This window comes from uncultured Mediterranea sp., assembly GCF_902493215.1.
GTDB lineage: Bacteria > Bacteroidota > Bacteroidia > Bacteroidales > Bacteroidaceae > Bacteroides.
This window is the reverse complement of record NZ_CABUOL010000003.1, coordinates 171,229-197,111: the sequence shown is the minus strand read 5'-3', so window position 1 is coordinate 197,111 and position 25,883 is coordinate 171,229. Positions and strand designations below refer to the sequence as shown.

General features: G+C 52.4%; 23 protein-coding genes. 9 read left to right on the top strand and 14 right to left on the bottom strand.

Features of this window, described 5'->3' with window-relative positions; genetic code table 11:
- Window positions 1-85 precede the first annotated feature (85 nt).
- The 10 genes from RDO88_RS03275 to RDO88_RS03230 form a co-directional block, all read right to left on the bottom strand.
- Window positions 86-1,153 carry a chorismate mutase gene (locus RDO88_RS03275; RefSeq protein ID WP_307757998.1) on the bottom strand — a complete coding sequence of 356 codons (1,068 nt, stop codon included), beginning with the start codon at window positions 1,151-1,153 and terminating at the stop codon, window positions 86-88.
- A 144-nt stretch (window positions 1,154-1,297) separates the two neighbouring features.
- A complete protein-coding gene (locus tag RDO88_RS03270) occupies window positions 1,298-2,494 on the bottom strand; it encodes an aminotransferase class I/II-fold pyridoxal phosphate-dependent enzyme (RefSeq protein ID WP_307757997.1) in 1,197 nt (398 codons plus the stop codon).
- A complete protein-coding gene (locus RDO88_RS03265) occupies window positions 2,475-3,323 on the bottom strand; it encodes a prephenate dehydratase domain-containing protein (protein WP_307757996.1) in 849 nt (282 codons plus the stop codon). Before RDO88_RS03265 ends, RDO88_RS03270 begins: the two co-directional genes overlap by 20 nt.
- Window positions 3,324-3,596: 273 nt before the next feature.
- Entirely contained in the window at window positions 3,597-4,355 is a 759-nt protein-coding gene (locus RDO88_RS03260; protein WP_307757995.1) for an endonuclease/exonuclease/phosphatase family protein, read from the bottom strand.
- 12 nt (window positions 4,356-4,367) lie between these two features.
- Window positions 4,368-5,366: a Gfo/Idh/MocA family oxidoreductase gene (locus tag RDO88_RS03255; protein WP_307757994.1), complete on the bottom strand. Its 999-nt coding sequence runs from the start codon at window positions 5,364-5,366 to the stop codon at window positions 4,368-4,370.
- A gap of 34 nt (window positions 5,367-5,400) precedes the next feature.
- Complete coding sequence (locus RDO88_RS03250) at window positions 5,401-6,360, bottom strand: tetratricopeptide repeat protein (RefSeq protein WP_307757993.1); 960 nt, start codon at window positions 6,358-6,360, stop codon at window positions 5,401-5,403.
- A gap of 37 nt (window positions 6,361-6,397) precedes the next feature.
- Complete coding sequence (locus tag RDO88_RS03245; RefSeq protein ID WP_307757992.1) at window positions 6,398-8,323, bottom strand: RecQ family ATP-dependent DNA helicase; 1,926 nt, start codon at window positions 8,321-8,323, stop codon at window positions 6,398-6,400.
- 95 nt (window positions 8,324-8,418) lie between these two features.
- Window positions 8,419-10,134: a single-stranded-DNA-specific exonuclease RecJ gene (gene recJ, locus RDO88_RS03240; RefSeq protein WP_307757991.1), complete on the bottom strand. Its 1,716-nt coding sequence runs from the start codon at window positions 10,132-10,134 to the stop codon at window positions 8,419-8,421.
- Between the two features lie 433 nt (window positions 10,135-10,567).
- On the bottom strand, window positions 10,568-11,695 hold the full coding sequence (locus tag RDO88_RS03235; protein WP_307757990.1) for a 6-bladed beta-propeller: 1,128 nt from the start codon (window positions 11,693-11,695) through the stop codon (window positions 10,568-10,570).
- 67 nt (window positions 11,696-11,762) lie between these two features.
- Window positions 11,763-12,026, bottom strand: a complete 264-nt coding sequence (locus RDO88_RS03230) for a hypothetical protein (protein ID WP_307757989.1) — start codon at window positions 12,024-12,026, stop codon at window positions 11,763-11,765.
- Window positions 12,027-13,068: 1,042 nt separating this feature from the next.
- Between RDO88_RS03230 and RDO88_RS03225 the strand changes: the two genes are divergently transcribed.
- Window positions 13,069-13,830 (top strand): peroxide stress protein YaaA, encoded by a 762-nt coding sequence (locus RDO88_RS03225; RefSeq protein ID WP_307757988.1) that lies wholly within the window; start codon window positions 13,069-13,071, stop codon window positions 13,828-13,830.
- Here the strand turns inward: RDO88_RS03225 and RDO88_RS03220 are convergent.
- From RDO88_RS03220 to RDO88_RS03210, 3 genes are all read right to left on the bottom strand, one after another.
- Window positions 13,820-14,932 carry a DUF2027 domain-containing protein gene (locus RDO88_RS03220; protein WP_307758032.1) on the bottom strand — a complete coding sequence of 371 codons (1,113 nt, stop codon included), beginning with the start codon at window positions 14,930-14,932 and terminating at the stop codon, window positions 13,820-13,822. The genes RDO88_RS03225 and RDO88_RS03220 overlap by 11 nt on opposite strands.
- Window positions 14,933-15,047: 115 nt before the next feature.
- Window positions 15,048-15,743, bottom strand: a complete 696-nt coding sequence (locus RDO88_RS03215; RefSeq protein WP_204970247.1) for a response regulator transcription factor — start codon at window positions 15,741-15,743, stop codon at window positions 15,048-15,050.
- Window positions 15,744-15,754: 11 nt separating this feature from the next.
- Window positions 15,755-16,963, bottom strand: a complete 1,209-nt coding sequence (locus RDO88_RS03210) for an ATP-binding protein (RefSeq protein WP_307757987.1) — start codon at window positions 16,961-16,963, stop codon at window positions 15,755-15,757.
- A 362-nt stretch (window positions 16,964-17,325) separates the two neighbouring features.
- Here RDO88_RS03210 and RDO88_RS13530 point away from each other — a divergent pair, with 362 nt between their 5' ends.
- Window positions 17,326-17,712 (top strand): DUF4870 domain-containing protein, encoded by a 387-nt coding sequence (locus RDO88_RS13530; RefSeq protein WP_374043890.1) that lies wholly within the window; start codon window positions 17,326-17,328, stop codon window positions 17,710-17,712.
- A 20-nt stretch (window positions 17,713-17,732) separates the two neighbouring features.
- On the opposite strand, the gene RDO88_RS03205 is transcribed toward RDO88_RS13530, so the two are convergent.
- Window positions 17,733-19,109: an ATP-binding protein gene (locus tag RDO88_RS03205; protein ID WP_307757986.1), complete on the bottom strand. Its 1,377-nt coding sequence runs from the start codon at window positions 19,107-19,109 to the stop codon at window positions 17,733-17,735.
- Between the two features lie 1,034 nt (window positions 19,110-20,143).
- Between RDO88_RS03205 and RDO88_RS03200 the strand changes: the two genes are divergently transcribed.
- The 7 genes from RDO88_RS03200 to RDO88_RS03170 all read left to right on the top strand — a co-directional run bounded on the left by RDO88_RS03200 (window position 20,144) and on the right by RDO88_RS03170 (window position 25,829).
- Window positions 20,144-20,464: a hypothetical protein gene (locus RDO88_RS03200; RefSeq protein ID WP_307757985.1), complete on the top strand. Its 321-nt coding sequence runs from the start codon at window positions 20,144-20,146 to the stop codon at window positions 20,462-20,464.
- The gene (locus tag RDO88_RS03195; protein WP_307757984.1) at window positions 20,461-20,778 is read left to right on the top strand and encodes a hypothetical protein; all 318 of its coding nucleotides are present in this window, start codon (window positions 20,461-20,463) and stop codon (window positions 20,776-20,778) included. The genes RDO88_RS03200 and RDO88_RS03195 overlap by 4 nt, the downstream gene beginning before the upstream one ends.
- 23 nt (window positions 20,779-20,801) lie before the next feature.
- Window positions 20,802-21,644, top strand: coding sequence for a thioredoxin-like domain-containing protein (locus tag RDO88_RS03190; RefSeq protein WP_307757983.1), 843 nt, complete (start codon window positions 20,802-20,804; stop codon window positions 21,642-21,644).
- Between the two features lie 375 nt (window positions 21,645-22,019).
- Window positions 22,020-22,484 (top strand): DUF1573 domain-containing protein, encoded by a 465-nt coding sequence (locus tag RDO88_RS03185; protein WP_307757982.1) that lies wholly within the window; start codon window positions 22,020-22,022, stop codon window positions 22,482-22,484.
- Window positions 22,481-23,164: a bacteriocin fulvocin C-related protein gene (locus RDO88_RS03180; protein WP_307757981.1), complete on the top strand. Its 684-nt coding sequence runs from the start codon at window positions 22,481-22,483 to the stop codon at window positions 23,162-23,164. Before RDO88_RS03185 ends, RDO88_RS03180 begins: the two co-directional genes overlap by 4 nt.
- A 254-nt stretch (window positions 23,165-23,418) precedes the next feature.
- Window positions 23,419-24,261: a thioredoxin-like domain-containing protein gene (locus RDO88_RS03175; protein ID WP_307757980.1), complete on the top strand. Its 843-nt coding sequence runs from the start codon at window positions 23,419-23,421 to the stop codon at window positions 24,259-24,261.
- A gap of 17 nt (window positions 24,262-24,278) precedes the next feature.
- Window positions 24,279-25,829 carry an O-antigen ligase family protein gene (locus RDO88_RS03170; protein ID WP_307757979.1) on the top strand — a complete coding sequence of 517 codons (1,551 nt, stop codon included), beginning with the start codon at window positions 24,279-24,281 and terminating at the stop codon, window positions 25,827-25,829.
- Window positions 25,830-25,883 lie beyond the last annotated feature (54 nt).

The window sequence follows — 25,883 nt, the reverse complement described above, 5'->3', positions numbered from 1 at the left end:
TAGTGGTGAGCGGTAAGTGGTTAGTGGTGAGCGATTAGCGTCCGTCCGCATGGAATACTAACCGCTCACCACTAACCGTTAACCGCTACTTGTTAATGATTTCCATCTGCTGTCTTACACTTTCTTCGTGTATGGCTTCGAACACTTTCTTGATGAAGTCGGCATCCATGCCGCACAGGGCGCCTTGCGAGCCGCGCTTCTCCAGAATCTCGTTGTAGCGGCCTGTCTGGAGGATGGTCATGGCGTGCTCCTTCTTGTAGGTGCCTATCTCGCGGGCCACACGCATACGCTTGGCCAGCTCCTGGATGAGGTTGTCGTCGCATTCGTCAATCTGTTTGCGCAGCTCGGCCAGGTTCTCGGTGCTCTGCGTGGTGTCGCGGATGACGAGCAGGTTCAGGATGTAGTCCAGGATGTCCGGCGTTACCTGCTGTGCGGCGTCGCTCCAGGCGCAGTCGGGGTTGCAGTGGCTCTCCACGATGAGGCCGTCGAAGCCCAGGTCCATGGCCTGCTGGCACAGCGGGGCCACCAGCTCGCGCTTGCCGCCGATGTGGCTCGGGTCGCAAAGGATGGGCAGGTTAGGGATGCGGCGGCGCAGCTCGATGGGGATGTGCCATTGCGGCAGGTTGCGGTAGATGCGCTTGTCGTAGGCCGAGAAGCCGCGGTGGATGGCTGCCAGCCGTTTCAGTCCGGCCTGGTTGATGCGTTCGAGGGCACCGATCCACAGCTCGAGGTCGGGGTTCACGGGGTTCTTCACCAGCACGGGGATGTCCACGCCCTTCAGCGCATCCGCTATCTCCTGCATGGCGAAGGGGTTGGCTGCCGTGCGTGCACCTATCCACAGGATGTCGATGCCGGCCTTCAGCGCTTCGAACACATGCTTGGCCGTGGCCACTTCAGTGGATACGTACATGCCCGTTTCCTGCTTCACTTCCTTGAGCCAGGGCAGTCCGTCCACACCCACGCCTTCGAAGCCTCCGGGCTTGGTGCGGGGTTTCCAGATGCCCGCACGGAATATCTTGATGCCGCGTGCGGCCAGCTGGCGTGCGGTTTCCATCACTTGTTCTTCAGTCTCGGCGCTGCAGGGGCCTGCAATCACCAGGGGGCGCTTGTCGTCCACGCCCGGAAGCGTAATTTTCTCTAATTCGAGTTCCATAACGATTGAATTTAGAATGATGAATGAAGTAGGAAGAATTTGCTGTGTTGGCCTTCTCGTTCTTACGGATTCATCATTGTATGTTCTTATGTTTATTAATTGTTCTGTGGTTTACGAATGATGCGGTTGGGAATTCTTCGTTCCTCATTCTTCATTCTTCATTTTCCTGATTCTCTCCAGCGCCTCCTCCAGCTTCGCGTCCTTGCAGCAGAGCGAGATGCGGATGTAGCGTGCGCCGTTCGAACCGAAAATGAAGCCGGGAGTGATGAAGACGCGGGCCTCGTGGAGCACGCGTTCGGTCAGTTCCTCCACGTCCTTGCACGAGTCTGGGATGCGTCCCCAGAGGAACATACCCACCTGCCGCTCGTCGTACGTGCAGCCCAGTGTGTGCATGATTTCTCCGGCCAGCCGGCGGCGGTTGCGGTAGTTGCGGTTGTTGCCCTCGTACCAGTCGGCGTCGGCCTCGAGGGCGGTGGCGGCGGCCAGCTGCATGGCGCGGAACATGCCGCTGTCGATGTTGCTCTTCACCTTCAGTACCCATTGCACGAACTGCGGGTTCGAAGCCAACATGCCGATACGCCAGCCCGGCATGTTGTGGCTCTTGCTCATGGAGTTGAACTCAATACAACACTCTTTGGCGCCCGGCACGCTGAGGATGCTCAGCGGATGGTCGTTCAGGATGAAGCTGTAGGGGTTGTCGTTCACGATGATGATGCCTTTCCGGCGGGCGAAGTCCACCAGCCGTTCATAAAGCTCGGGAGTGGCGGGCGCACCGGTCGGCATGTTGGGATAGTTGGTCCACATCAGTTTGACGCGGCTCGTGTCCAGCGCCTCCAGCTGTTCCCAGTCGGGCATCCAGCCGTCTTCCTCCTTCAGGTTGTAGTTCACCACCTCGGCCCCCAGTATCTTGCTCAGCGAAGTATAGGTGGGGTAGCCCGGATTGGGCACCAGTACCTGCTCGCCGGGGTTGACGAAGGCCAGTGTGACGTGCAGGATACCTTCTTTCGATCCGATGAGCGGCTGTATCTCGGTCTGCGGGTCGAGCTCTACACCATACCAGCGCTTGTACCACGCGGCGAAACTCTTGCGCAGTTCGGGGATGCCCACGTAAGGCATGTATCCGTGACCGTCGGGGTTCTGTGCCGCTTCGCATAAGGTCTCTATGGTTTTGGCCGAGGGCGGCATGTCGGGGCTGCCGATGCCCAGGCTGATGACGTCCATACCCTGTGCGTTCATCTGGGCCACTTCCTTCAGCTTGCGCGAGAAGTAGTATTCGCTGACCGAGGCCAGACGGTCGGCTGGCTTGTAGCTTGTAGTTTTATTACAATGTTGATTTTCCATCTTCGTATTCTCCTAATATCTTTAATTCTTTGGTCAGTGGGCTGATGGCGGCAAGCGCCTGCTTGTATCTCAAGAGTTGGTCGAACATGACGTCCACGTAGAACTGATATTCCCATTCCCGTCCGATGATGGGCAGCGACTGTATCTTGGTCAGGTTGATGCGGTAGAACGAGAGGATGGACAGCACCTGCGAAAGGCTCCCCTCGGTGTGGGGCAGGGTGAACACCAGGCTGGCCTTGTTGGGCTCGCGGTTGCGGTGGCGGCTCAGTTCGTCCACCTGCCACGGATCAGCCACCACGAGGAAGCGGGTGAAGTTGTGTTTGTTCGTCTCGATACCCTCCTGCAACACCTTCATGCCATAAAGTTCGGCGGCAGCCTTCGAGCAGATGGCGGCGTGTCCTTTCAGGTGTTGTTTTTTGATGATTTCGGCACTGAGGGCAGTGTCCTCGCCTTCCACCACCTTGATGTTGGGATGTTGGCTCAGGAACTCGCGGCACTGCATCAGGGCGATGGGGTGCGAGTTGACCTCGGTAATGTCGTCCCAGTCTTCTTCGGGCAGGCAGACGAAGCTGTGCGAGATGCGCAGTTTGTGTTCGCCGATGATTTGTGTGCCGCTCTGTCGCAGCAGTTCGTTGTTGTAGAGCAGGCTGCCTGCAATGGTGTTCTCGATGGCCAGCATGCCGATGACCTGGCTGTCGTGGCGGATGGACTTGAACACGTCTTCAAATGTAGCGCAGCAGATCAGTTCTATGTCTTCGCCTTCGAAGTACCGGTGTGCTGCAATGTCGTGGAAGGAACCCAGTGTTCCTTGGATGGCTATTCGTTTCATATCGTTGTATTAACAAAAAATCCCGCTTCCAGTTATGGGAGCGGGATCCGTATCTTTTATTTCAGTTCTCTATTCAGTTCTTAAGCGTCACTGTCACTTGACACATACAAACTCCCGCTCTACTTTGTGGCTAAAGTAAAAGTAAAAGAAGAAGTAATATGCGTAAGTAAACAGGTTCATATCTTGCTTTTGTTGTTATTTCGTCGGCAAATGTAATGCTTTTCTTTGAAATGCGAACAATATTCTATGTTTTTTTTGAAAAACGTATCAATTTTACTTTTTCAGTACCTGTACGTCCACCTGCACGGGGCGGTGGTCCGATGCGACGCTCTCCGGCAGGACGCTCTGTTGCAGCACCTTAAAGTCGTATCCGTTTGCCGTATACCCGTAGATGTAGTCGATGCAGTAGTCGGGACGGTCGGCTGGGAATGTATAGGCGGTGGTGTCGTTCAGCGCGGTGAAGTGCCGTTTCAGTTCCACCTGGGGCTTTTCGGTGGGGCGGGAGTTCATGTCGCCTGCCAGCAGGACGGGCTTATGGTATCCTTCCACCGCTTTCAGAATGTCCTGCACAGCTGTCAGCTGGTCTTCGGGCGTCAATGACTGGTGGGTGGCGCAGAACACGTAGTCCTTGAATTCGGCCACAATCATGGTCCGCTGTTCTTCGCGTCCGGGCATGGGAATCTTCTTGTAGCTCAGCGGCTGCTCCTTGGACAGCAGACCAATGCCGTAACTGCCTCCCTGAAAAGGAATGGCCGAAGCGAAGAGGCCGTGCATGCCGGTGAGTGTTTCCAGTTCTTTCAGGGCGTCGACACCGTCGTTACGTTGGGTTACGCTGTCCAGTTCCTGCAGGGCCACTACGTCGGGAGCTGCCTGTTTGATAACTTCCGCTATTCGGTTGTAGTCACGTACGTTGTCCAGCCCGATGCAGTTGTGCACGTTGTAGGACATGACGCGCACGGGCGTTGTGTCCTGGTTGCAGGAACAAAGTCCGCAGCACAGGGCCAATGTGTAAGCCAGTAAATGTTTCTTCATGGTTATGTTTGTTTAAATTGTTGTATCATGATCGGCCGGATAGACTACTCCCCATTCCTGCCGGAGCTTGTCGAGCAGGCGCATGATTTCCAGTGTTTCGGCATGGGGCATGGCCGCTGTTTCCAGCTGTCCCCGACGCAGGGCGTCGATAGAAGCCTGTACTTCGTATTCGTAGCCGCTGATTTGGGGCGGGCAGTCGTAGATTTTTACCAGCTGGTGGTCGGAGTCGTAGATGGCGGCCTGCTGCGGGTTGTTGATGTTGTCCACTACGATGTAGCCTTTTTCGCCGGAGATGATGCCCTGACGGTCGTTGGCACAGCTGGCAGTGACCTGCATCACGGCCATATTGCCGTCGGCATAGCGGAAGGAGATACTTTCCTGGAGGTCTACACCGTTGGCGTTCTTCACGCAGTGCGACCGGATTTCCTCGATGTCGGTACCGAATATCATCCGGGCGAAGTTGATGGGGTATACGCCCAGGTCGAGCAGGGCGCCTCCGCACAGTTCGGGTTTGGCGATGCGTTCCTTGTAGGCCACAGGGTATCCCAGACTGGCTGTCAGCATGTGTGGGCGTCCGATGGCACCGTTGAATACCAGTTCGCGAATGGTGGTGGAGAAAGGCATGTAGCGTGTCCAGATGGCTTCGGTGATGAACACATTGTGTTCGCGGGCCAGCCGGAACAGCTCTTCGGCCTGCCGTGCGTTGGCCGTAAAGGCCTTTTCACAGAGCACAGCCTTGCCGCTCAGTATGCACAGACGGGCATGTTCGTAGTGGTGTGAGTGGGGGGTGGCAATGTAGACCAAGTCCACATGCGGGTCGGCAGCCAGCTCCTCATACGAGCCGTAGGCCTGCTTGAAGCCCCATTCCTTGGCAAAGGCTTCGGCACGGATTTGTTCGCGCGAGGCCACTGCGTAGCAATTCACATCCTTCATCTGTTGCAGGGTGGCAGCCATCTTGGCGGCGATGTTGCCGGTACCCAGGATAGCTATGTTATTCCGTTCTTTACTCATAGTGTTTGGGTTTGTTTTGGGTTGCGTAGTGGGATTAGAGTCCCAGTATGTCGGTTTGCCTGCCTCCGGGCAGGTTGTTGTATTGTCCGTTGAAGGTTTCGCCTTCTTTCGGATTCAGTTCCAGCTCTTTCTTCAGGTCTTCCGTCGCACCGTCCTTGTCGCCGTTCAGCAGTTTGGCGCGTCCGCGTTCGTGGTAGGCCTTGGCAAAGTTGGGATTCAGCTCGATGGCTTCGTCGAAGAGGGCGATTGCTTCAGCCGGTTTGTTCTGTCCGATGTACAGTTGTCCCAGATACAGGTAGGCCTGTTCGTTGAAGGGATTGTTTTCCGTCACCTTGCGGAAGTCGGCTTCGGCCTCTTCGGGCTGTCCGGCTGCTTCTTTGATCCGGCCGCGGAGCAGCAGGGCGTTTTCTTCGTCAGGGTCCTGGCTCAGGATGGCTTCGATGTCTTCGGATGCCTCCTTGTACTGCTGCATCTTGACCAGCGCTTCGGCACGCAGCAGACGGGCTTCCGTAAAGTCGTCTTTCAACAGGATAGCCTTTGTCAGGTGGGCGATGCACATGATGCCGTCACCCTGTCCGTCTGTTGCCTTGCCCAGCAGGTAGTGGGCCATGGCATTCCCCTCCTCGATGGCGATGGCCTTTTGGGCAGCTTCAGCCATGGCAGGATAGTCTTCCTGCACGAAGCATACGTTGGCCAGGTTCAGGAATGTGTTGACGTGTTCCGGTTCGACTTGCGTCATGCGCTCCAGCAGCCGGCGCGCTTCGTCCAGCTGGTTGGTCTGCGTGTAGACCTGTACCAGATATCCCATGGTTTCGAAGTCTTCCTGCAGGGCCAGCGCTTCCCGGAAGCATTTGATGGCATAGTCGGCACGTCCCATGCGTTGGGCGCGCATGCCGTCGTATTTGAATATATCGAAGTTCTTCTGTTTGTTCTTTTGTAGCTCCTCTTCAGGGTTGGAGGGCTTTCCTGAGAAAAATGACTTGAAAAATCCCATAGTTGTTTCTGATTAATTGCGGGACAAAAGTAATGAATTATTTTCTGATTTGCAGCATCCCGTTGTGGGTAAATATTTGTTGGTCATCCGTCATTTGGCGTAAAGTCTCCGCCAGCAGGTCTTTCTCGGCGGGAATCAGGTCGGCCAGTGCGGCCGGGGTGAGCGGAGCTTGTTCCAGGCATTGCCTGATTCTGGTCGGAAGGCCCTTTGTCTCCATTTCTGCCTTGTTCTTGTTTCTGAGGGCGATACAGGTGTCACATTGGCCGCAGTCGTGTTCGTTCCGTTCACCGAAGTAGTGCAGCAGCATGCGGCTGCGGCAGGCAGTCTCGTTCGTGGCATAGTCGAGCATGGCCCCGATGCGGCGTTCGTAGCGTGCCTTGCGTTCTTCGTAGACGGCAGGCGGAATGTTCAGCCGGTCGCTTTCTACCCGTTCGCGGGTATAGATGATGTAGGGCGTCTTCTTGCGGGGAATGTAGCTGACGATGCGCCGCCGGGAAAGTTCCTTCAGCATTTCATAGACTTGCCTGTGTGTGAGCCCGGTACGTACGGCCAGCGTCTCTTCGCTGATGAAGGCATAGTCGGTGAACAGACCTGTGTACGAGCGCAGGGCGGCCTGTATGAGGCGGTCCATGTCGTCGCCCAGTCCACGCAGCTTGTACAGTTCTTCACGTCCCACGGTGAAGAGCAGGCGTGCGGCGTTGTCCTGCTCGTCGGTATATTCCAGGTAGCCGGCCTGTGTCAGAATCTTCAGCGCACTGTCCACGGGGACGGGGAAGTACTTGAACTTGCGGCAGAAGTCCTCGATATCGAACTCGCGTACGCAGCCCAGTCCGTCGCCCATGGCCATCTCATAATAATATTGCAGATGCTCGTAGACGTCGCGGATGTAGTCTTTCTCCGGAAAGTTGTCGGGGATGCGCTTGCGCAGGGTTGTGCTGTCGGCTTTCGAATAGAGGATGATGGCGTAGGCCTTCTGTCCGTCGCGTCCCGCACGGCCCGCTTCCTGAAAGTAGGCTTCGATGGAGTCGGGCAGATCCAGGTGGATGACGAGCCGCACGTCGGGCTTGTCGATGCCCATGCCGAAGGCGTTGGTGGCCACCATCACGCGGCTTTCACCTTTCTGCCACCGCTGCTGGCGGATGTCCTTCACGGCGTCGTCCAGTCCGGCGTGGTAGAAGTCGGCGGTGATGCCCTGCTGTTGCAGCCATTCGGTCACCTCCTTGGTGCGGCGGCGGTTGCGCACGTAGATGATGGCACTGCCCGCCATCCGTTGCAGGATGTGAAGCAGTTCGGTGGCCTTGTTTTCCGTGCGGCGCACTACGTAGGCCAGGTTGGTGCGTTCGAAGCTCATGCGGAATACGTTCTCCTCGCGGAACTCCAGCCGCAGTTGGATGTCCTTCACCACTTCGGGGGTAGCGGTGGCAGTCAGGGCCAGTACGGGTACACCCGGCAGCAGACGGCGTACCTCGGCTATCTTCAGGTAGGCCGGGCGGAAGTCGTATCCCCATTGCGAGATGCAGTGGCTCTCGTCTACCGTAATCATGCTGATTTTCATCCTGGACAGCTTGATGCGGAAGATTTCCGTATCCAGCCGTTCGGGCGAGATGTAGAGGAACTTGTAGTTGCCGAAGATGGCGTTCTCCAGCGTCGCGATGATGTCCTGCCGGCTCATGCCCGAATAGAGGGCCAGGGCCTTGATGCCTCGGCGCTTCAGGTTCTGTACCTGGTCCTTCATCAGGGCGATGAGCGGGGTGATGACCAGGCACATGCCTTCCTGGGCCAGGGCAGGCACCTGGAAGGTGACGGACTTTCCGCCGCCCGTCGGCATCAGGCCCAGCGTGTCGCGTCCCTCGCCGATGCTGCGGATGATGTCCTCCTGTATGCCGCGGAAGGAATCGTAGCCCCAGTATTGCTTTAAGATTGCTTGATAGTCCATGACTGCTCCTTGTCCTGATTTTCCCATGCTTTTATAAGACAAAAGAACAGAAGAACAAAAAGACAAAACAATCTGCAAGGCAATATCTCTTTGTCCTTTTGTTCTTCTGTCCGAAAAAAGCCTCAGTTTGGCTTGATGTCCTCTATCTGGAGCTGCACCTCGCCCCGCTTGTGGGTATTCTCCTCGATGGTGTAGCAGATGTCGAACGACCGCTTCGTCTTGATGTAGCGCACGTGCGAACTCTGTCCGAAGGCGATGCCGTTCATCACGTTGTTCGACTTGTTGTCCACCAGCTCCAGCTTGATGTGTTCCTGGTCGCGGCCCACCACCTTGCTCGTGCCGTAGTCGTAGACGTTGTGGGTGCAGAACACCGGTTTCGTGTTCTCCGGCCCGAAAGGATTGAACTTCTTCAAGTCGTTGAAGAACTTGGGCGTGATATCCTTGAAGTCTATTTCGGCGTCGATGTCAATCACGGCGCTGGTCTGCTCCGGCAGAATGTGCTGCGACACGAATTCCTCGAACCGTTCGGTGAAGGCGGGCACGTTCTCCACCTTCATCGACAGGCCTGCGGCATAGGTGTGGCCGCCGAAGTTTTCGAGCAGGTCGCGGCAGTATTCGATGGCCTTATAGACGTCGAATCCCGACACGGAGCGGGCCGAGCCGGTGGCCATGTCGTTGGTGCGTGTCAGCACCACGGCGGGGCGGTAGTAGATTTCCGTCAGGCGCGAGGCCACGATGCCGATGACGCCCTTGTGCCAGGCCTCGTTGTAGAGCACGATGGAGCGGCGGTCGGCCAGTCCCTCCAGCCCTTCCACAATGTGGTTGGCCTCTTCGGTCATGCTCTTGTCCAGGTCCTTGCGCGTCTCGTTGTACTGGTTGATCTGGCTGGCCTTCTCGCGGGCGGTAGAGAAGTCCTTCTCCGTCAGCAGGTCCACGGCTTCCTTGCCGTTCTGGATGCGTCCCGAAGCATTGATGCGCGGCCCTATCTTGAAGACGATGTCGCCGATGGTCAGTTCCTTGTCCGCCAGTCCGCAGACGTCGATGATGGCCTTCAGCCCGATGCTGGGGTTGCTGTTGAGCTGCTTCAGGCCGTGGTAGGCCAGGATGCGGTTCTCGCCCATGATGGGCACGATGTCCGAGGCGATGCTCACGGCTACCAGGTCGAGCAGGGGGATGAGGTGGTGGAACTCAATGCCGTTGCTCAGCGTGAAGGCCTGCATGAACTTGAAGCCCACGCCGCAGCCCGACAGGTGCTCGTAGGGGTACGTGTTGTCCTCGCGCTTGGCGTTCAGGATGGCCACGGCGGGCGGCAGTACCTCGTCGGGCACGTGGTGGTCGCAGATGATGAAGTCGATGCCTTTCTCCCGGGCATACGCAATTTCGTCTACGGCCTTGATGCCGCAGTCCAGCACGATGATGAGCTTCACGCCCGTCTCCACGGCGTAGTCCACTCCTTTGTAAGACACCCCGTAGCCTTCGTTGTAGCGGTCGGGGATGTAATAGTCGATGTTCGAATAGAACTGTTGGATAAACTTGTAGACCAGTGCCACGGCGGTGGTACCGTCCACGTCATAGTCTCCGTAAATCAGAATCCGTTCTTTCTTTCCCATAGCCTTGTTCAGGCGTGCCACGGCCACGTCCATGTCCTTCATCAGGAACGGGTCGTGCAGGTCGGGCAGCTGCGGGCGGAAAAACTTACGTGCGGCGGCAGCCGTGGTAATCCCGCGTTGTATGAGCAACCGGCCGAGTATCGGGCTGATACCCAGCTCCTGTGCCAGTTGCCGGCTTGCTTCTGCCTGTTCGGGTGTTATGGGTTGATAATTCCATTTGTGAGTCATTTTATATATTGTTTTTTCTTTTTCCAGTCTCGGGTGTCGGGGCGGGCTGAAAGTGCCCATTTCTCCAACAAGTTGTAAAGGTAGCAAAAAGTCTTGAAAGAAGGGTGAAAAGTACATGAAATCTTTCTTAACGGACGGAAATGGGTAGGAGGAAATGACTGGAAACAGCTGGAGGACATGTGGAGAGACTGGAGAGGGCTGAAAAAAAGTACCCACGCTAACCGTCTGAAAATCAGGAGTGCGTGGGATGCGGTGGGTAGTTTGATAACTTTTCCGGGAAATGATAAATAAATAGGCTGCCTTTAAAGGCAGGTCATTTATTTATTTTTCGCGCGTAATGTTTGCAAATTACCCATCACATCTATACACGGTTGTTGTATGTGGTTGTAGATCAGTTTGATAGCGTGGGGAGATAAATATGCCTTTTACTGCCTTATGGTTTCAGATAGACCAGGATAAGTATAGGGTTGCTGTCTGCGTTCCATTGGCTGAAGATTGCCCGTTCGTCGGCAGAAAGTCCGGTCAGTCCGGCTGCTTTTTGTGCGTTGGCATCCGTATAGCTGGCCGTAAAGATGAGCGCGCGGTCAGTAACACCCTTGAGCATGACGTTTCCAAGCAGGCGTTTTTCCCTTTCTAATCCGAAGCGCCGGATGCCGTTACCCTTTCGGGGAATGTAGTAGAAGTCCGGCAGATAGGAGGAAAGGATGGAGCATACATAGCCCTGGCTGATTTCGTAGAAACCGTTGATGTCCTTGATGTGTTTGGTGTCCGTAAGGAAGGCTGCGGACTTGCCTTCCAGCTCTTTCAGGCTTTCGGCTGTAAAATATCTGGAAGACAGGAAAGAGGCGAACGGTTCTTTCCGCTCAGGCTGATAGACGTGCGGGGTGAACCGGTGGTAATAGTATGTCTTTCTGCCGGATTTGAACAGGTAGTGCGAAACCGTTTTCAATATCTTCATCTCGTTCACTTCGGGCTGGGCGGGCTGGAGTAGCGTTTCGTACGTTTGGGTACGCGGGTTGTAGACGGCCAGTTTGTCTGCAAGCCGCCCCTGCTCGTAGACGTCTCCCAGGAGGAAGTTCCCCTCTTCCGTCAGAGCGAAATTCAGGAAATATCGTCCGGTTGCAATTTCTTCGTATGCCTTGGGATTCCCTTTTTCATATTTCAGGATGCGTTGCCGTTCGTTGTCGGCTATGTAGATGTTTCCCTCGCTGTCCACATCGAAGTCCACGGGATAGAGATATTCCCCTGGTCCTTGTCCCAGTGGATGCAGGACTTGGAGAAAACGACCGTTTTTGTCGAATGTCAGGACGCCTTTGTGGAAGGACTGGTCATAGATATAGAATTTGTCATTCAAGCAGATGATTTTGTCAATGCTTCCTATCAGTGAATTGTCCGTCAGCTCTAACGGTAGATACCGGACGGAGTCGATCGGTGTTTCCGATGTGCGTGGAATACTATCTATGTCATAGGTGAGTGGCGGAGCCGGTTTCTGGAGAGAAGTGCAACTGCCGAGCAGCAGGCTCAGTGATAGTACTATGGATATAATATGGATTGTTTTCATAAAAAAAGAATTTGGGAGAGCGCTTGAAATATTGTTTTTCAAGTCGCTCTCTTTCGTTTAACTTCTGTTATCCTACAGTTCGATGAGTGTAGGTTCCAGGAGTACATTCTTCCATGCCTGAAGCTGGACAACTTACTTCATAAGTTGTCGTAATAACAAGATGGCCTGTAGATTCAATAGGCGTGATTTGTACATCTTTGACACTCTCAACACGCAAACGGTGTCCACTACTAAGCATAGAGGCTTCTTCTTGAGAAGATGTTTCAGGTGACACAAAGGACACTGAAATCATTCCCATACAAAACAGCATTAAAAGATTAAAGTGTTTCACAACTTTTGAGTTTAAAGTTTCATTACAAAAATACACATTATTTCATTATAAACAAAATTATTGGGGTAAAAAATATGGTTTTCTGTATGTTTAATAACATATATGAACAGTGAATCGTGAGTTGGTAGATGGTACTACTTTTTTATATTGCTGCGCAAGTGCTTGATTTTCAATGCCGCCACAGATGCCATAGATGCTTGTGTAAACATTACGCGTGAAATTAAATAAATGGTCTGCCTTTAAAGGCAGCCTATTTATTTAATTGGCTCAATAATTTTAATGCAATCCTCTGTGGCATCTGTGGCGGTATTTAAAAAAAAGGCCTTTTCGTTCCTTGACGCTGTGCTTCCTCACCCTCTGACGCCGTGCTTTGTCAGCCCCTCAGGAAGCACGGCATGACACCCTCACGCAGTACTTCGTCAGGCCCTCACGCAGCACTTCGTCAGACGGGGTAAGGAAACAGGGTGAACAAACTTTGGGACGGATTACCGCAAAAACACGAAGTGAAATACCGCAAAAACACGAAGTGAAATGCCACAAAAACACGAAGTACTTTTGGCTATTTTATTAAATACCTGTATTTTAGCAGAAAATTGGTTGGCGCGATAAATTACTTTCGCAAAATGAAGCGGGAGTACTTGATTTTTATTACCTTTGTTTTTAAAAAGAGGCAAAATGAATGAAATTTGGAATGAAATATGTTTTGAGTTAAAAGCTTGTATTCAAAATAATGTTTTAGAGAAAGAATATGAAAATGCTGAATCAACCTCAGTCTTATTGTTCTGTTCGCAAATTTGCAAGGTTACAATGTTATTGAATGAGGGTGTGTCAAAATAGAGGTATCTGAGACTCTCCTCCTTCTGGAAGGAGGAGTACCCGATAGGGGGAGGTGGTAGGTGAATACATAACGCGTTGATTGATAACCCTTAGCGAAAACCTACCACCCCGCCCTTTGGGCACCCCTCCTTCCAGAAGGAGGGGAGTTAAAATTGCCTCACTTCATTTTGACACACCCTCAATTGAGGATTTTTTATATTGTCTTATGCTTGCCTTCATATCCTGTGCCAAGACCATGGCTGCCCGCTGCACCCTGCGCGTGCCGCAGCTGACCACACCCCGTTTTGAAGCCGAGGCGTTGCAGAACGCCCTCAGCCTGTCGCAATACTCTGCCGCCGAACTGGAGACCCTGCTGCGGGTCAACGCGAAGATAGCCGCCGAAAACCGCCTGCGCTACCACGACTTCTGCTCGGAAGAAAACCGCCCGATGCCCGCCATCGGAGCCTATACGGGGGCGGTGTTCAAACGCATTGCGCCACGTGACTTCACGGCCGACGACTTCGCTTTCGCGCAGGACCACCTGCTCATCACCTCCTTCCTCTACGGCCTGCTGCGCCCGCTGGACGGCATCCGGCCCTACCGGCTGGAGGGCGACGTCTGCCTGCCCGAACGGGGCGGGCTGTCGATGTTCGACTACTGGAAACCGCTGCTGACGGACGTGTTCATTGAAGCCGTCAGGCAGCAGGGCGGCGTGCTGCTCAACCTGGCCAGCGGCGAGATGAAGAACCTCTTCGACTGGCGGCGCGTGGAGCGCGAGGTGCAGGTCGTGACGCCCGAGTTCCAGGTGTGGAAGGGCGACCGGCTGGCGACGGTGGTCATCTATGCCAAAATGTGTCGGGGCGAGATGACGCGCTTCTTCCTGAAGAACCGCCTCACCCGCCCCGAAGAGTTGCGTGGTTTCGAATGGGAGGGCTTCGCGCTCGACGAAAGCCGGAGCACGGACACCCACCTGCTGTTTACTGCCTGATGGTGACCATTGTGGCGCCGAATCCGTATTCCTGGAAGGAGGCATCCTGCGCCTTGCAGGCCGGGTACTTGCGCTTAAGTTCGTCCAGCAGCGCGCGGCGCAGCACGCCGTCACCCTTGCCGTGGATGAAGACGATGCGCTGCTCGCGCTTGTTCTTGTATTGCTCCATCACCTCGCGGAACTTGTCCAGCTGGTAGTTCAGCATCTCGCCGTTGCTCATGCCGCGGGTGTCGTCCAGCAGTTCGCCGATGTGCAGGTCCACCTCGATGATACCGTTCTTGCCGCCGCGCTTGGCGATGGTCTGCGGCTTGCGGGGCGCGTCGTCGGTCTTGCGTTTCTGTATCAAGGCTTCCTGGAGTTCTTCGGCCGACACATATACCTGCTTGGCGGGCTGGTCGTCCTTGACTACGTCGTAGAGCAAGGCCGGTGTCTCGAAGAAGTCGGTCTGTTGGAAGGTATGCAGCTTGTAGAACTTCACTACGTCGATGCGCAGCTCCACGCTGACGGCAGGCTTCAGCTGGAAGGAACGGCGGTCCTTGAAGGCCACCAGCTGCACGGCCACGCGCTCCAGGTCGTTGAGCGAAGCCTTCTCGAACTCTTCGAGCAGCAGCTTCGTGTTGGGCTCTATCAGTCCGTGCGAACGTACGGTCCATGCCTTGCCCTCGGCGCCCAGGTAGGTGTAGTAGAGGTAATAGTTGCTGTCGTTCACCAGGTAGCTTTCGAAAGACGTGGTACTTACTGCCTTGATGTCGGTGGGCACGAAGGCCAGGTGGACGTTGAGCGTGTCGCCGCCCTTCATCTCCGGCTGGCGGTAGACCGACACCTGAGGCTTCTCCACACGGTGCAGCGGCTGTTCGGCCGGTTGCGGTGCGGTCGGGCGGGCCGGCTGTTCCTCGGCCTTCTTCTGTTGGGCCTTGGCGGCCTTCGAGGCGGGAGTCGGTACGTTGTAGTCGTCCGTCTCTATCACCACCACTTCACTGATGTGCATCGGGATGTCAAATCCGTCGGCATCTTCCACCAGCACGATGTCCTTTCCCTGAAATCCGGTGACCTTTCCGCCACCCACTTCGCTCAGAAAGCGAACTTTGTCTCCTATCTTTATCATATCTTTTCTGTTTTAAGTGTAATCCGGCAAGCGGCTGTTTACCCTGTCTGCCTCTCTTCGGGGCAAAGGTACGGCAAACGCGGGGAAAGACAAAGCGGAAACCGAAGTTTCGTCATTCCTCCTGTTCCGGGCGGAGCATGTAGCCTTGCTTGGGCAGGAGGGCAATCTCCATTCCGCTGTCTGCTGCCAGGTATTTCCGCAGGTGGCTTATGCAGTTCATCAGGCTCTGTTCATTGGGCGTTTCCGTTTTTTCCCACAAGGTTGCTTCGATGAGTTTTTTCTCTACTGCCTGTTCCCGATAGGCAGCCAGCAGTTTGAGCAGCCTGTATTCCATGTGGCTCAGGCATTTGACGGGTTTCCCGCTCCGGCTGTCAGTCAGTTCCCGTGTGCGGCAGTCCAGCCTCAGTCTGCCTATGGGGATGGATGTATGGCTGGTACGGACGGCATACCGCCGGATGTATCCGGTCAGCTCCTCCATGTCGAACGGTTTCTTCAGATAACTGGTGGCGCCGGTCTCCAGTCCTTGCCGGATGGTGGTTCCATCCGTGTACGAGGATACAAAAATCAGGGGCACGTCGGGTAACAGTGCACGCAGCCGGGGCGCCGTTTCGATGCTGCTTTCCGTCCCTATCTGTACGTCCAGAAAGATGATGTCGGGCATGCAGGCGGTCGCTCTGGCCGTCAGTCCCTCCAGCGAGTTCTGGTAGAACACATCATAACCTTCCGCCTGGAGCGCGGTGCCCACCACCTGCCCCAGCAGGAGGTCGTCGTCCACGAACAATACTTTTATTTTTTCTGTCTTTTCCATTTCTTTTATTGTCAGGGTCTGTTTGTCTGTCTGCGGGGCAGGCGTATGCTGAAGGTACTGCCCGTTCCTTCCCGGCTTTCCACCCGGATATCTCCGCCGTGGGCACGGACCACGTAGCGGGCATAGGTCAGGCCGATGCCGTAGCCCTTCTGCGCGCGGCCTTCCTCGCGGGGCACCTGATAATATTCTCCGAAAAGCTTCTTCAGGCATTTGCGGGGGATGCCCCATCCGTTGTCCGTCACGCTGACCGTCACCCATCCTTCAGCGTCCTCTTCGAGTTTCACCGTGATGCGTACGCCTTCGTCCGAATACTTCAGGGCGTTTTCCAGCAGCTGGGCGAAGACGTTGCGCAGGCAGGCCGGGTCTGCCTCCACTTGTCCGTCCGTCAGGCGGTTGTCCGTCTCCAGCGTGTGCCGCTTGGCGGGCAGGCAGGCCCGGGTGTCCGCCGCAGCCTGTGCCAGCAGCGTGGGCAGGTCCGTCGGTTCCTTGTGCAGCACGAGCTTCCTCCGTCCGCCCCTTGCGGCGGTCAGGATGCGTTCGATGTCGTTTCTTAGCCGTTTCAGCCGTTCTTCCGCCTGTTGCAGGAAGGCCTGCTTCTGGCTGTCCTTCTCTTCCTTCTTCAGCCATCCCACGAGGGTGGCCACGCCTGCCAGCGGCGTTTTCAGGTCGTGCACGGTGCCGTTCACCGCCGCCTCCCGTTGTTTCAGCATCAGGTCCTTGCGCAGGATGGCGAGGAATTGCCACACCAGGCAGCCCATCACCAGCACGGCCAGCGCGGCGGACAGCAGTACGGCATAAGTCATTTGCCGGAAGATGTCTGCCGAGGGCTTTTCCGAGAAGAGGCGGAGATAGAACCGGTCTTGTGTCCCGATGGGAATCGGAGGGGTGGACAGGCTGTGGGAGGAGGCGAGCAGGGTGGTGTCGCCGGCGTGGTCAAGGATTTGCTGTTTGTCGTAAAGGCAGATACAATGACGGACTTTCTCCTTCATGCCTTTCTGATAGAGGCTGTCCAGTGTGGTCAATTGCGGATAACTCCCTTGCTTCAGGAGCAGCATCTGGAAAAGTTGGGTTATTCCTTCGGATATACTATTTATTCTTTTCTTTTTTTTGATGGTGGCGATATCCGTACTGTCTCCCACTAAATTTTTGATTTCATCCGGACGGATGGGCTGGCTATCGGACAACCGTTTCTCATGCAAATCGTTTTTTCTTATTAACACTTCTTTTTCAATGGCTTGTGTGAAGCATGTCTCCATTTGATCTTCAAATTCCGATACGTGGGAGCGATATATTTTCTGAAGCCAAAACAATTGCAGTACGATGATGGCTAAGATAGCGAGGGTTGTACCTAAAGCGTATTTCATGATATTGGGCAAGTCAGTTGGTTTTGTGGTTCCAAAAGTAGGAATAAGGAATGTAAAAAGCAACGGATGATTCCGTTTTTTTCTAAAACAGTTGAACTATAGCCAAAGCCTAATCAAAATAGTAAATTTTGATTAGGTAAAGATTAGGTTTTAGTTAGGTATTATATGGTTGATAGCCTGTATCTTTGTGGAAGTATTAATTTAAAATTTTAGTTGTTATGAATGCGAGTCTTGTCAAATTGTATGTAAGTGTGTTGATAGGTGCTTTTTTCCCGTTGGGAATTGTTATAGCTCCTTTCTTGTATTACTCGTTGGCCAAAACGAACGGTGCCGATGAACAGGTTGCTGAACTGCGGAAACACCTGAAGGATATTGTCAATTTCCAAATTCAGCTGTACATTTTCGTGTTCATTTATATGGTGGTGTTTTGGTATCTCCAAATCTCATCCTATAACGAAAGGCAACATTTCGATGCCGGATGGATGTATGTGCCGGTGGTTCTGTATGTGATTTTTGCGATTTTGTATCCCCTGTTCATTGCCGTACATCTTAAGATTGGTAAACCGGGAAAACGGTATTATTACTCCTTTATCAGATTCTTTTAGACCTGGCTCTCTCGTTGTCATCACCTTTTTGTCTGTTTGCGGGGCAGGCGTATGCTGAAGGTGCTGCCCGTTCCTTCCCGGCTTTCCACCCGGATGTCTCCGCCGTGGGCACGGACCACGTAGCGGGCATAGGTCAGGCCGATGCCGTAGCCCTTCTGCGCGCGGCCTTCCTCGCGGGGCACCTGATAATATTCTCCGAAAAGCTTCTTCAGGCATTTGCGGGGGATGCCCCATCCGTTGTCCGTCACGCTGACCGTCACCCATCCTTCAGCGTCCTCTTCGAGTTTCACCGTGATGCGTACGCCTTCGTCCGAATACTTCAGGGCGTTTTCCAGCAGCTGGGCGAAGACGTTGCGCAAGCAGGCCGGGTCTGCCTCCACCTGTCCGTCCGTCAGGCGGTTGTCCGTCTCCAGCGTGTGCCGCTTGGCTGGCAGGCAGGCCCGGGTGTCCGCCACGGCCTGTGCCAGCAACGTGGGCAGGTCCGTCGGTTCCTTGTGCAGTACGAGTTCTCTGCGTCCGCCCCTTGCGGTGGTCAGGATGCGTTCGATGTCGTTTCTCAGCCGTAGCAGCCGTTCTTCCGCCTGTTGCAGGAAGGTCTGCTTCTGGCTGTCCTTCTCTTCCTTCTTCAGCCATCCCACGAGGGTGACCACGCCTGCCAGCGGCGTTTTCAGGTCGTGCACGGTGCCGTTCACCGCCGCCTCCCGTTGTTTCAGCATCAGGTCCTTGCGCAGGATGGCGAGGAATTGCCACACCAGGCAGCCCATCACCAGCACGGCCAGCGCGGCGGACAGCAGTACGGCATAAGTCATTTGCCGGAAGATGTCTGCCGAGGGCTTTTCCGAGAAGAGGCGGAGATAGAACCGGTCTTGTGTCCCGATGGGAATCGGAGGGGTGGACAGGCTGTGGGAGGAGGCGAGCAGGGTGGTGTCGCCGAAGCGGTTGACGGTATTTCCTGAGCCGTCTTGCAGGAGAATACATCTGTTCAGTCCTGCATGTTCCGGATGTCTTTCCTGTAGCAGGCTGTCTATTGCGGGCAGGACTGGAAGCATACCCCGTTTCAGTAAAGCGTCCTGTTGCAGTTGTCCTATCAGTTCCGCCATGCTTCCGGCTACGTTCTTTGCTTTCAGTCGTTTGTAGTCCAGTGTATCTCCTTTGTGTGACGCTGCTTCTTCCGGAGTCATGTCGGCTTTGCTTTTTACGTAGAAACGGGGATGTTCGGGGTAGGCGAAAGAAGCGTTGCGGATACCGGCTTCATCCATAATGACTTCTTCAAAGCCTTGTTGCAGCGTGATTTGCCACTTCTCCAAATGCACCTTATACATTTCCCAAGTCCAAAAAAGCTGGGCTGTCAGGATGATCAATATGGCGATTGTAGTAAAAATTGCGCTTTTTTTCATGCATTCATGGATTTTTTCATTAGATGTCTTGTTGAATAATGCGAATGTAGCAGAAATATGTTTATAGAATACGATAAAGGGTAGGAATATATCGTTTTTTAACACATATACTTTATATACATTATTAGTAGTTTCTGCTTGCCTTTTGTGATGAATCAGGTGAAAGATGCTTGTGAATCTTGCTTATCGGCAGTTAAGGGGGGGAGAGTTCTCTTTTCGTTTAGCTTCTTTAACTCGGAATCGTATGAATCAACATGAAGGATGGTGAAGTTTCACGGGAACGGATTGAATGTGAGTGCGTTGCGTTGAAAGCAAGATATGGGCTGGTCGGGTGTCGGCGTAGAGACGCTTACGGTGTATCTCCGTGTGGAGTTTCACGCCTTCACCCCATCTTTCACCAAAACCATTTCATTGACAGCCATTTAGAGGCTGTGAAACCGTGAAGGAGAAGGAGTACATCAAACAGACTTTTACCACAGATTATCCGAATCTGACAATCAGAGTTTCAGAAACAATCTGTGTGAATCCGAGTAATCTGTGGTGAGTTCTGATGCGTCCCCGTTTCCCCAGCCCAAGCCACCCGTTCAAGCTGGGAAAAGTAATGCTTTAAGCCGGACAAAGCATCGGTTTAAGCCGGACAAACGGTTGCTTTGCCCAGCCTGAACAACTACCTACATGACGACGCCAACTACCTACATTAGCCCGATAACATCCATAGTTAGTGAAATAACATTCCTAGTTAGCCTACACAAGATGGTATCTTGTGCACCCAAAGCGTGCTTGTTATCAGAGGGAACAAGCATGCTTCTCTTCATTATCTGACGCCGTGCTTCGTCAGGTTCTCATGTTGTATCTTGTTTGGGTGTAAGGACGTACCCTCTTGGGAGGTCACGTTGTATCTCGTCGGGCGCGGTGGCGACCTAATCAAAACCTAATCAAAAAAGTGATTTTTGATTAGGTGAAAATTAGGTTTTAGTTAGGTGCTATGTCGTTGATATTCTTTATATTTGCGATAATGCTTAATATTATCAATTATGGAAGGTGTAAGAATAAGCAAAGATACGCATAGCTTGTATATTCCTACGGAAAATGAGTATTTCTTCCTTCATGTCTTTTGGTCAAAAGAGAGGCAGGGGCTTACTGCATATACTTGTGATAGAACCCAAGGCAAGAAGCGGGTTTGGTTGAAAGGTCAAGACTTTCCTTTGGACGGAAAGTTGGAAATAAATGTTTGTGAGGTGGCGAAGGAGTCGCTTCCCTTGGAGGTGATGGAGCATAAATTCCCTGTCATCCGTACGAAGTTGGAGATGTTTCACGAATTGGAAAAAGATTTGAAGGAGAAGGGGGTGTTATGAAAGGATTGAAAATCATGTTGAACGATACGATAACCTATGCGGGGATAGCGGATGGACTGGTGTCTGTCATTTTGACGAACAAGGAAGGGCCTTTGACTTTATCGATAGGCGGTATGGAAGCTGATAGTCGGACTCATCATGTTTGGATGAACAAGGAGATTTGTCAAGGAGACCGGATAAGCATTAGTGGTATAGAGATGGATGAATGTCTGCTTTCTCCCTCGGAACTGAAGGTGTATCCTTTGTCTGATGAGGAGTTGCTGAAATGTTATGATCGGTTGAAGCAGGAGTTGGAAGACGAAGGTGCTTTGTAATTACTATTTATTATAAGACAACAATGTTACGAGGAAAATATAAGTTAATCTGTTTTTTTGTTGCCGCCGTTTTGTTGGATATGGCGGTGGCTGTCTTTCGTATGTTCTCCACTTCATGGTGGTTATGGATTGTACCTGCCCTTTATTTTGTTCTGACAGCTTGGGCATTGGCTCGTGTGAAGACAATCAAGCCGTTGCATCTGTTTCTCACCATTCTTCTCGGATTGAATCTGATGAACTTGTGTATCCGGATTGTAGACTTTGAAGAAACATTGATTACCATCTGGTGTCCGGTTATGGGGAGTTTGGGAACCTTGACTGCTTATCTTTATGTAAAGTTTGGGTTGAAAGTATGGCCGGTTTTGGGTATGAGCGCTTTTGTCTGGATATATGCTGCGTCGGCAGGGCAAGACCGTTGGGCGGAATATTTGTCTTTTGGCAGGTATCCGGTTAAGGCGGGCATTTCGGATGATGCCATTTATTCTACGGCTCAGGACAGTATATTTATAAAGGATTTGGAATACCGATACGTGGTGTTGGAGTTTTGGAGTTCTTCTTGCGGGGTATGTTTTAAGAAATTCCCCATGCTGCAACAGCTGCATGACGATTACCGGAATCGGAATGATGTGCTGGTGGCAAGTGTCTTTGTGCGCTACCGGAGTAACGAAGTATTGGAAACGGGGAAAGATATCATACGGAAGGAAGGGTATACTTTCCCTGTCTATGCCGTCCACCGGAATTCTTCTCTGATGTCGCATGCCGACATCAGGGGATTTCCTACTGTTCTGATACTGGACCGAAACAAAACGGTGATTTTCAAAGGCAGCCCTGACAGGGCTGTGGAAAAGATGAAGACATTGGAATAAATGTTGATTTTAGGCTTATGATGCGCTGGCTCCTCTTTTTCCTCACGGCGGCGGGAACGCTGTTCTTCAGTTCTTCCCGGTTCGTGGACCCCTGGCTGGTACCCAAATGGGGGATACTGGTGGCGACCTAACCAAAACCTAATCAAAAAAGTGATTTTTGATTAGGTGAAAATTAGGTTTTAGTTAGGGATTATATCATTGATAGTCTTTACATTTGTGATAGTATTAACATTTAAAGATAATATCATTATGAGAAAGAAATTTTTAGCCCTGCGGGCAATCGGTAACATGGTCATGTATAGCTTGGCCTTGATTTGGGTTCTTATAGACGGTGAGTGGTATTGGATAGAAGGGGTTATGTAAACACGTCAGGTTATGAAAAGGTCTTATGAAGAATGTTGCTTTCGACATGTGCATGTACGAAAGAGTATTTATAGAAAATACCTTGTTGGATTTTTATTGTTAGCCCTATGTGTATTCCCCTATGTAGGCAAAGCACAGCAAAACAACAGTCAAGAGAAAAAAGTCTCTCAAATTATTTGGGATAATAAGGTGTTGGAATTGAAGAATGTGGAACCAAAGAAAGATAAGGTAGTAATAGTGGAATTTCCTTTTACAGTGAAAGGTGAGGTACCTATTGTTATACATAATGTAAAGGCTAGCTGTGGTTGTACAAAGGTTGAATGGCCGAAGAAACCTGTGATGCCTGATGAAAGGGCAAAGATTGTTGTGCATTTTCATACTAAAGGTGAAAAGGGCCATTTTGATAAGCGCTTTATCGTAGAGTCTACTTCAGTAAAAAGTGTCGAATTATTGAGATTTAAAGGAGATATAAAATGAAAACAGTGAATCTTTTTTTGTGTGCAATGTTCGTGTTCGCAGGTTTGTCATGCCAACAAGAAGAACTTTTGTATAGTTGTAATGAAAAAATTGATACTTGGATAAAGTCAAATCTTTCCTATGTGAAAAGCATGGATAGAGCTGAGTGGGAAGGTGTTGATGAAGAATTGAAAAGAGGATGTTATGCGGCGTTCTCTCCACAGCAAAAGCAACAATTGTGGTTGGGAAAATTTGGCGAGGCTTTATCTTTGGACTGGTCAATGGAGGAAAAGGAGCATATCAAGGTTCTGATTGATTTTGTCCAAACTCATTTGTTCTATTTTGATTCTGCCAAAGAGGAAACTGATGAGGAAATTGAAACGATTGAAGTGTTTGCTTATGAGTGGATAAAAAAAGCGGAATCTCAATTAGGCTGGAGTCGAAAACTTATAGGTGGATTGGTTGCCAGTCCTAATTCAATCATAGATAAGGAGGGCACTTTAAAACTTACGCATTTGAATTCAGATAAGCGAGTGAAAACAAGAACAGAAACGGGAGTGGACTGTAATTGTAGTACAAGTAGTGATTGGTGTTCTATAGATATGATGATAGAATGTCTTGATGTTTCTTGTGATGTTGTTCCTAACGATTGCGGTTTTCTTTGGTTATATGATTGTGACGGGCGTTGTAATGGCATCTAATTTTTTGGGGTGTATGGGCCTGAGATAAGAGGGTGTGTCAAAACTAAAATGACTACTCCCCAAAGTTACAGATTGTAACTATAATATTTAAAAGGGTCGTATCAAACGCTGTTTTGAGTAATGATACGGCCCTTTCTCTTTAGTCTTTTAGGATGCTCAAATTTCAAATTATAAGTTCATATTTTCAAAAGATGAATTTTGACACACCCTCTTCGTTATGCGTTTTCTTGTGTATTATTTATTGAAAGACAATAATGTTACGAAGAAAATATAAGTTAATCGTTTTTTTTGTTGCCGCCGTTTTGTTGGATATGGCGGTGGCTGTCTTTCGTATGTTCTCCACTTCATGGTGGTTATGGATTGTACCTGCCCTTTATTTTGTTCTGACAGCTTGGGCATTGGCTCGTGTGAAGACAATCAAGCCGTTGCATCTGTTTCTCACCATTCTTCTCGGATTGAATCTGATGAACTTGTGTATCCGGATTGTAGACTTTGAAGAAACATTGATTACCATCTGGTGTCCGGTTATGGGGAGTTTGGGAACCTTGACTGCTTATCTTTATGTAAAGTTTGGGTTGAAAGTATGGCCGGTTTTGGGTATGAGCGCTTTTGTCTGGATATATGCTGCGTCGGCAGGGCAAGACCGTTGGGCGGAATATTTGTCTTTTGGCAGGTATCCGGTTAAGGCGGGCATTTCGGATGATGCCATTTATTCTACGGCTCAGGACAGTATATTTATAAAGGATTTGGAATACCGATACGTGGTGTTGGAGTTTTGGAGTTCTTCTTGCGGGGTATGTTTTAAGAAATTCCCCATGCTGCAACAGCTGCATGACGATTACCGGAATCGGAATGATGTGCTGGTGGCAAGTGTCTTTGTGCGCTACCGGAGTAACGAAGTATTGGAAACGGGGAAAGATATCATACGGAAGGAAGGGTATACTTTCCCTGTCTATGCCGTCCACCGGAATTCTTCTCTGATGTCGCATGCCGACATCAGGGGATTTCCTACTGTTCTGATACTGGACCGAAACAAAACGGTGCTTTTCAAAGGCAGCCCTGACAGGGCTGTGGAAAAGATGAAGGTATTGGAATAAATGTTGAATTTAGGCTTATGATACGCTGGCTCCTCTTTTTCTTTACAGCGGCGGGAACATTGTTCTTCAGTTCCTCCCGGTTCGTGGACCCCTGGTTGGTACCCAAATGGGGAATACTGGTGGCGGGTATGGTCGTTTGGGGACTGGTGACGGCTGTCCACTGGGTGTATCCTTTCGACCGGTGTCCCGTCCGGTTCCGCTCGTGGGTGGAAGGCGGGCTGGTGGCGTTGGTCGGAGTGGAGGCGTGCTACGGCCTCTTCCGGGCGTTTGCGCCGGGAGGCGGCGGGGTAGCCTCCCTGACAGGCACGCTGGACAATGCCGCCGGCTTTGCGGCCTGCCTCTGTGTGGGGTTCCCATTCTGCCTTCGCCTGATGGGCGGGACGGGTTGGCGGCGCTATGCGGGAGTGGCGGCGGCCACGGTGGTGCTTGTGGCCGTGGCGCTTTCGGCTTCCCGGGCGGGTATCCTGAGCCTGCTGGCCGTGTCGGCGGTATGGGCGTGGAAGCGGTTGCGCTTTTCTCCGCGGGTCAAGGGGACGACCCTGGCGGTACTCCTCCTCTTGCTGGCCGGGTTGCTCTATGGGGTGAAGAAAGATTCAGCGGACGGGCGGCTGCTCATCTGGCGTTGCTCGCTGGAGATGATGAAGGACCGCCCGTTGCAGGGCTGGGGCCTCGGTGGTTTCGAGGCACATTACATGGACTATCAGGCCGCCTACTTCGAGCGGCATCCCGACAGCCGCTATGCACCTTTGGCGGACACGGTGCAATATCCTTTCAGTGAATACTTGAATATCGGTGTCGCGTTCGGAGTGGTGGGTTGGCTGGCCGTCGCTGCCTGGCTTGTCTGCCTGGGGCGCGCTTATGTGCGGCGGCCCACAGTGGAGAAGGAGTCCGGTTTGCTGGTCTGGCTGGCGGTGGTTGTCTTTGCCGCCTTCTCCTATCCGCTGATGTATCCGTTTGTCTGGCTGATGCTGGCCTATGCCTCCGTCCGGTTGCTGGAAGATGTCGGGACGGTCCGTCCCCTCCTCCTCCAGGCTGGGGCGGTGTGCTTGCTGGCCACCTGTGGCTGGGTGGGAAGCCGGACCTACCGCCGCATGAAGGCCGAACTGGTGTGGGCTGAGGCGGTCGCCGCCTCGTCATTGGGGCAGACGGAGGAGGCGATGGAGAAGTACCGGCGTGCGTATTCCGTACTTTGGGCAGACCGCTACTTCCTGTACAACTATGCGGCGGAACTGCACCGCCACGGGCAGCAGGACGAAGCGCTCCGGGTGGCCGGAGCATGTCGCCGCCGTTGGGCGGACTATGACCTGGAACTGCTGTTGGCCGAGCTGTACGAGCAGCGGGGCGAGGATGTCCGGGCGGAGGCGCACTACCGGCGAGCCTCCCTCATGTGTCCCAACCGTTTTGTCCCTCTGCACCGCCTGGTGCTCTTGCTGGACAGAACCGGGTGGGCGGATGAGGCTGTGCGGCTGGCCCGGCAGCTTGTGGAAAAACCGGTGAAAGTCCCTTCTTTCCAAGTGGATTGGATTAAGAAGGAGATGAATGATTATATAATCAAGCAATGTGAGTGATAACTGATTGTCGGATTTAAAGGTAAGTGTTATGGAACCACCAGTGTTATAATT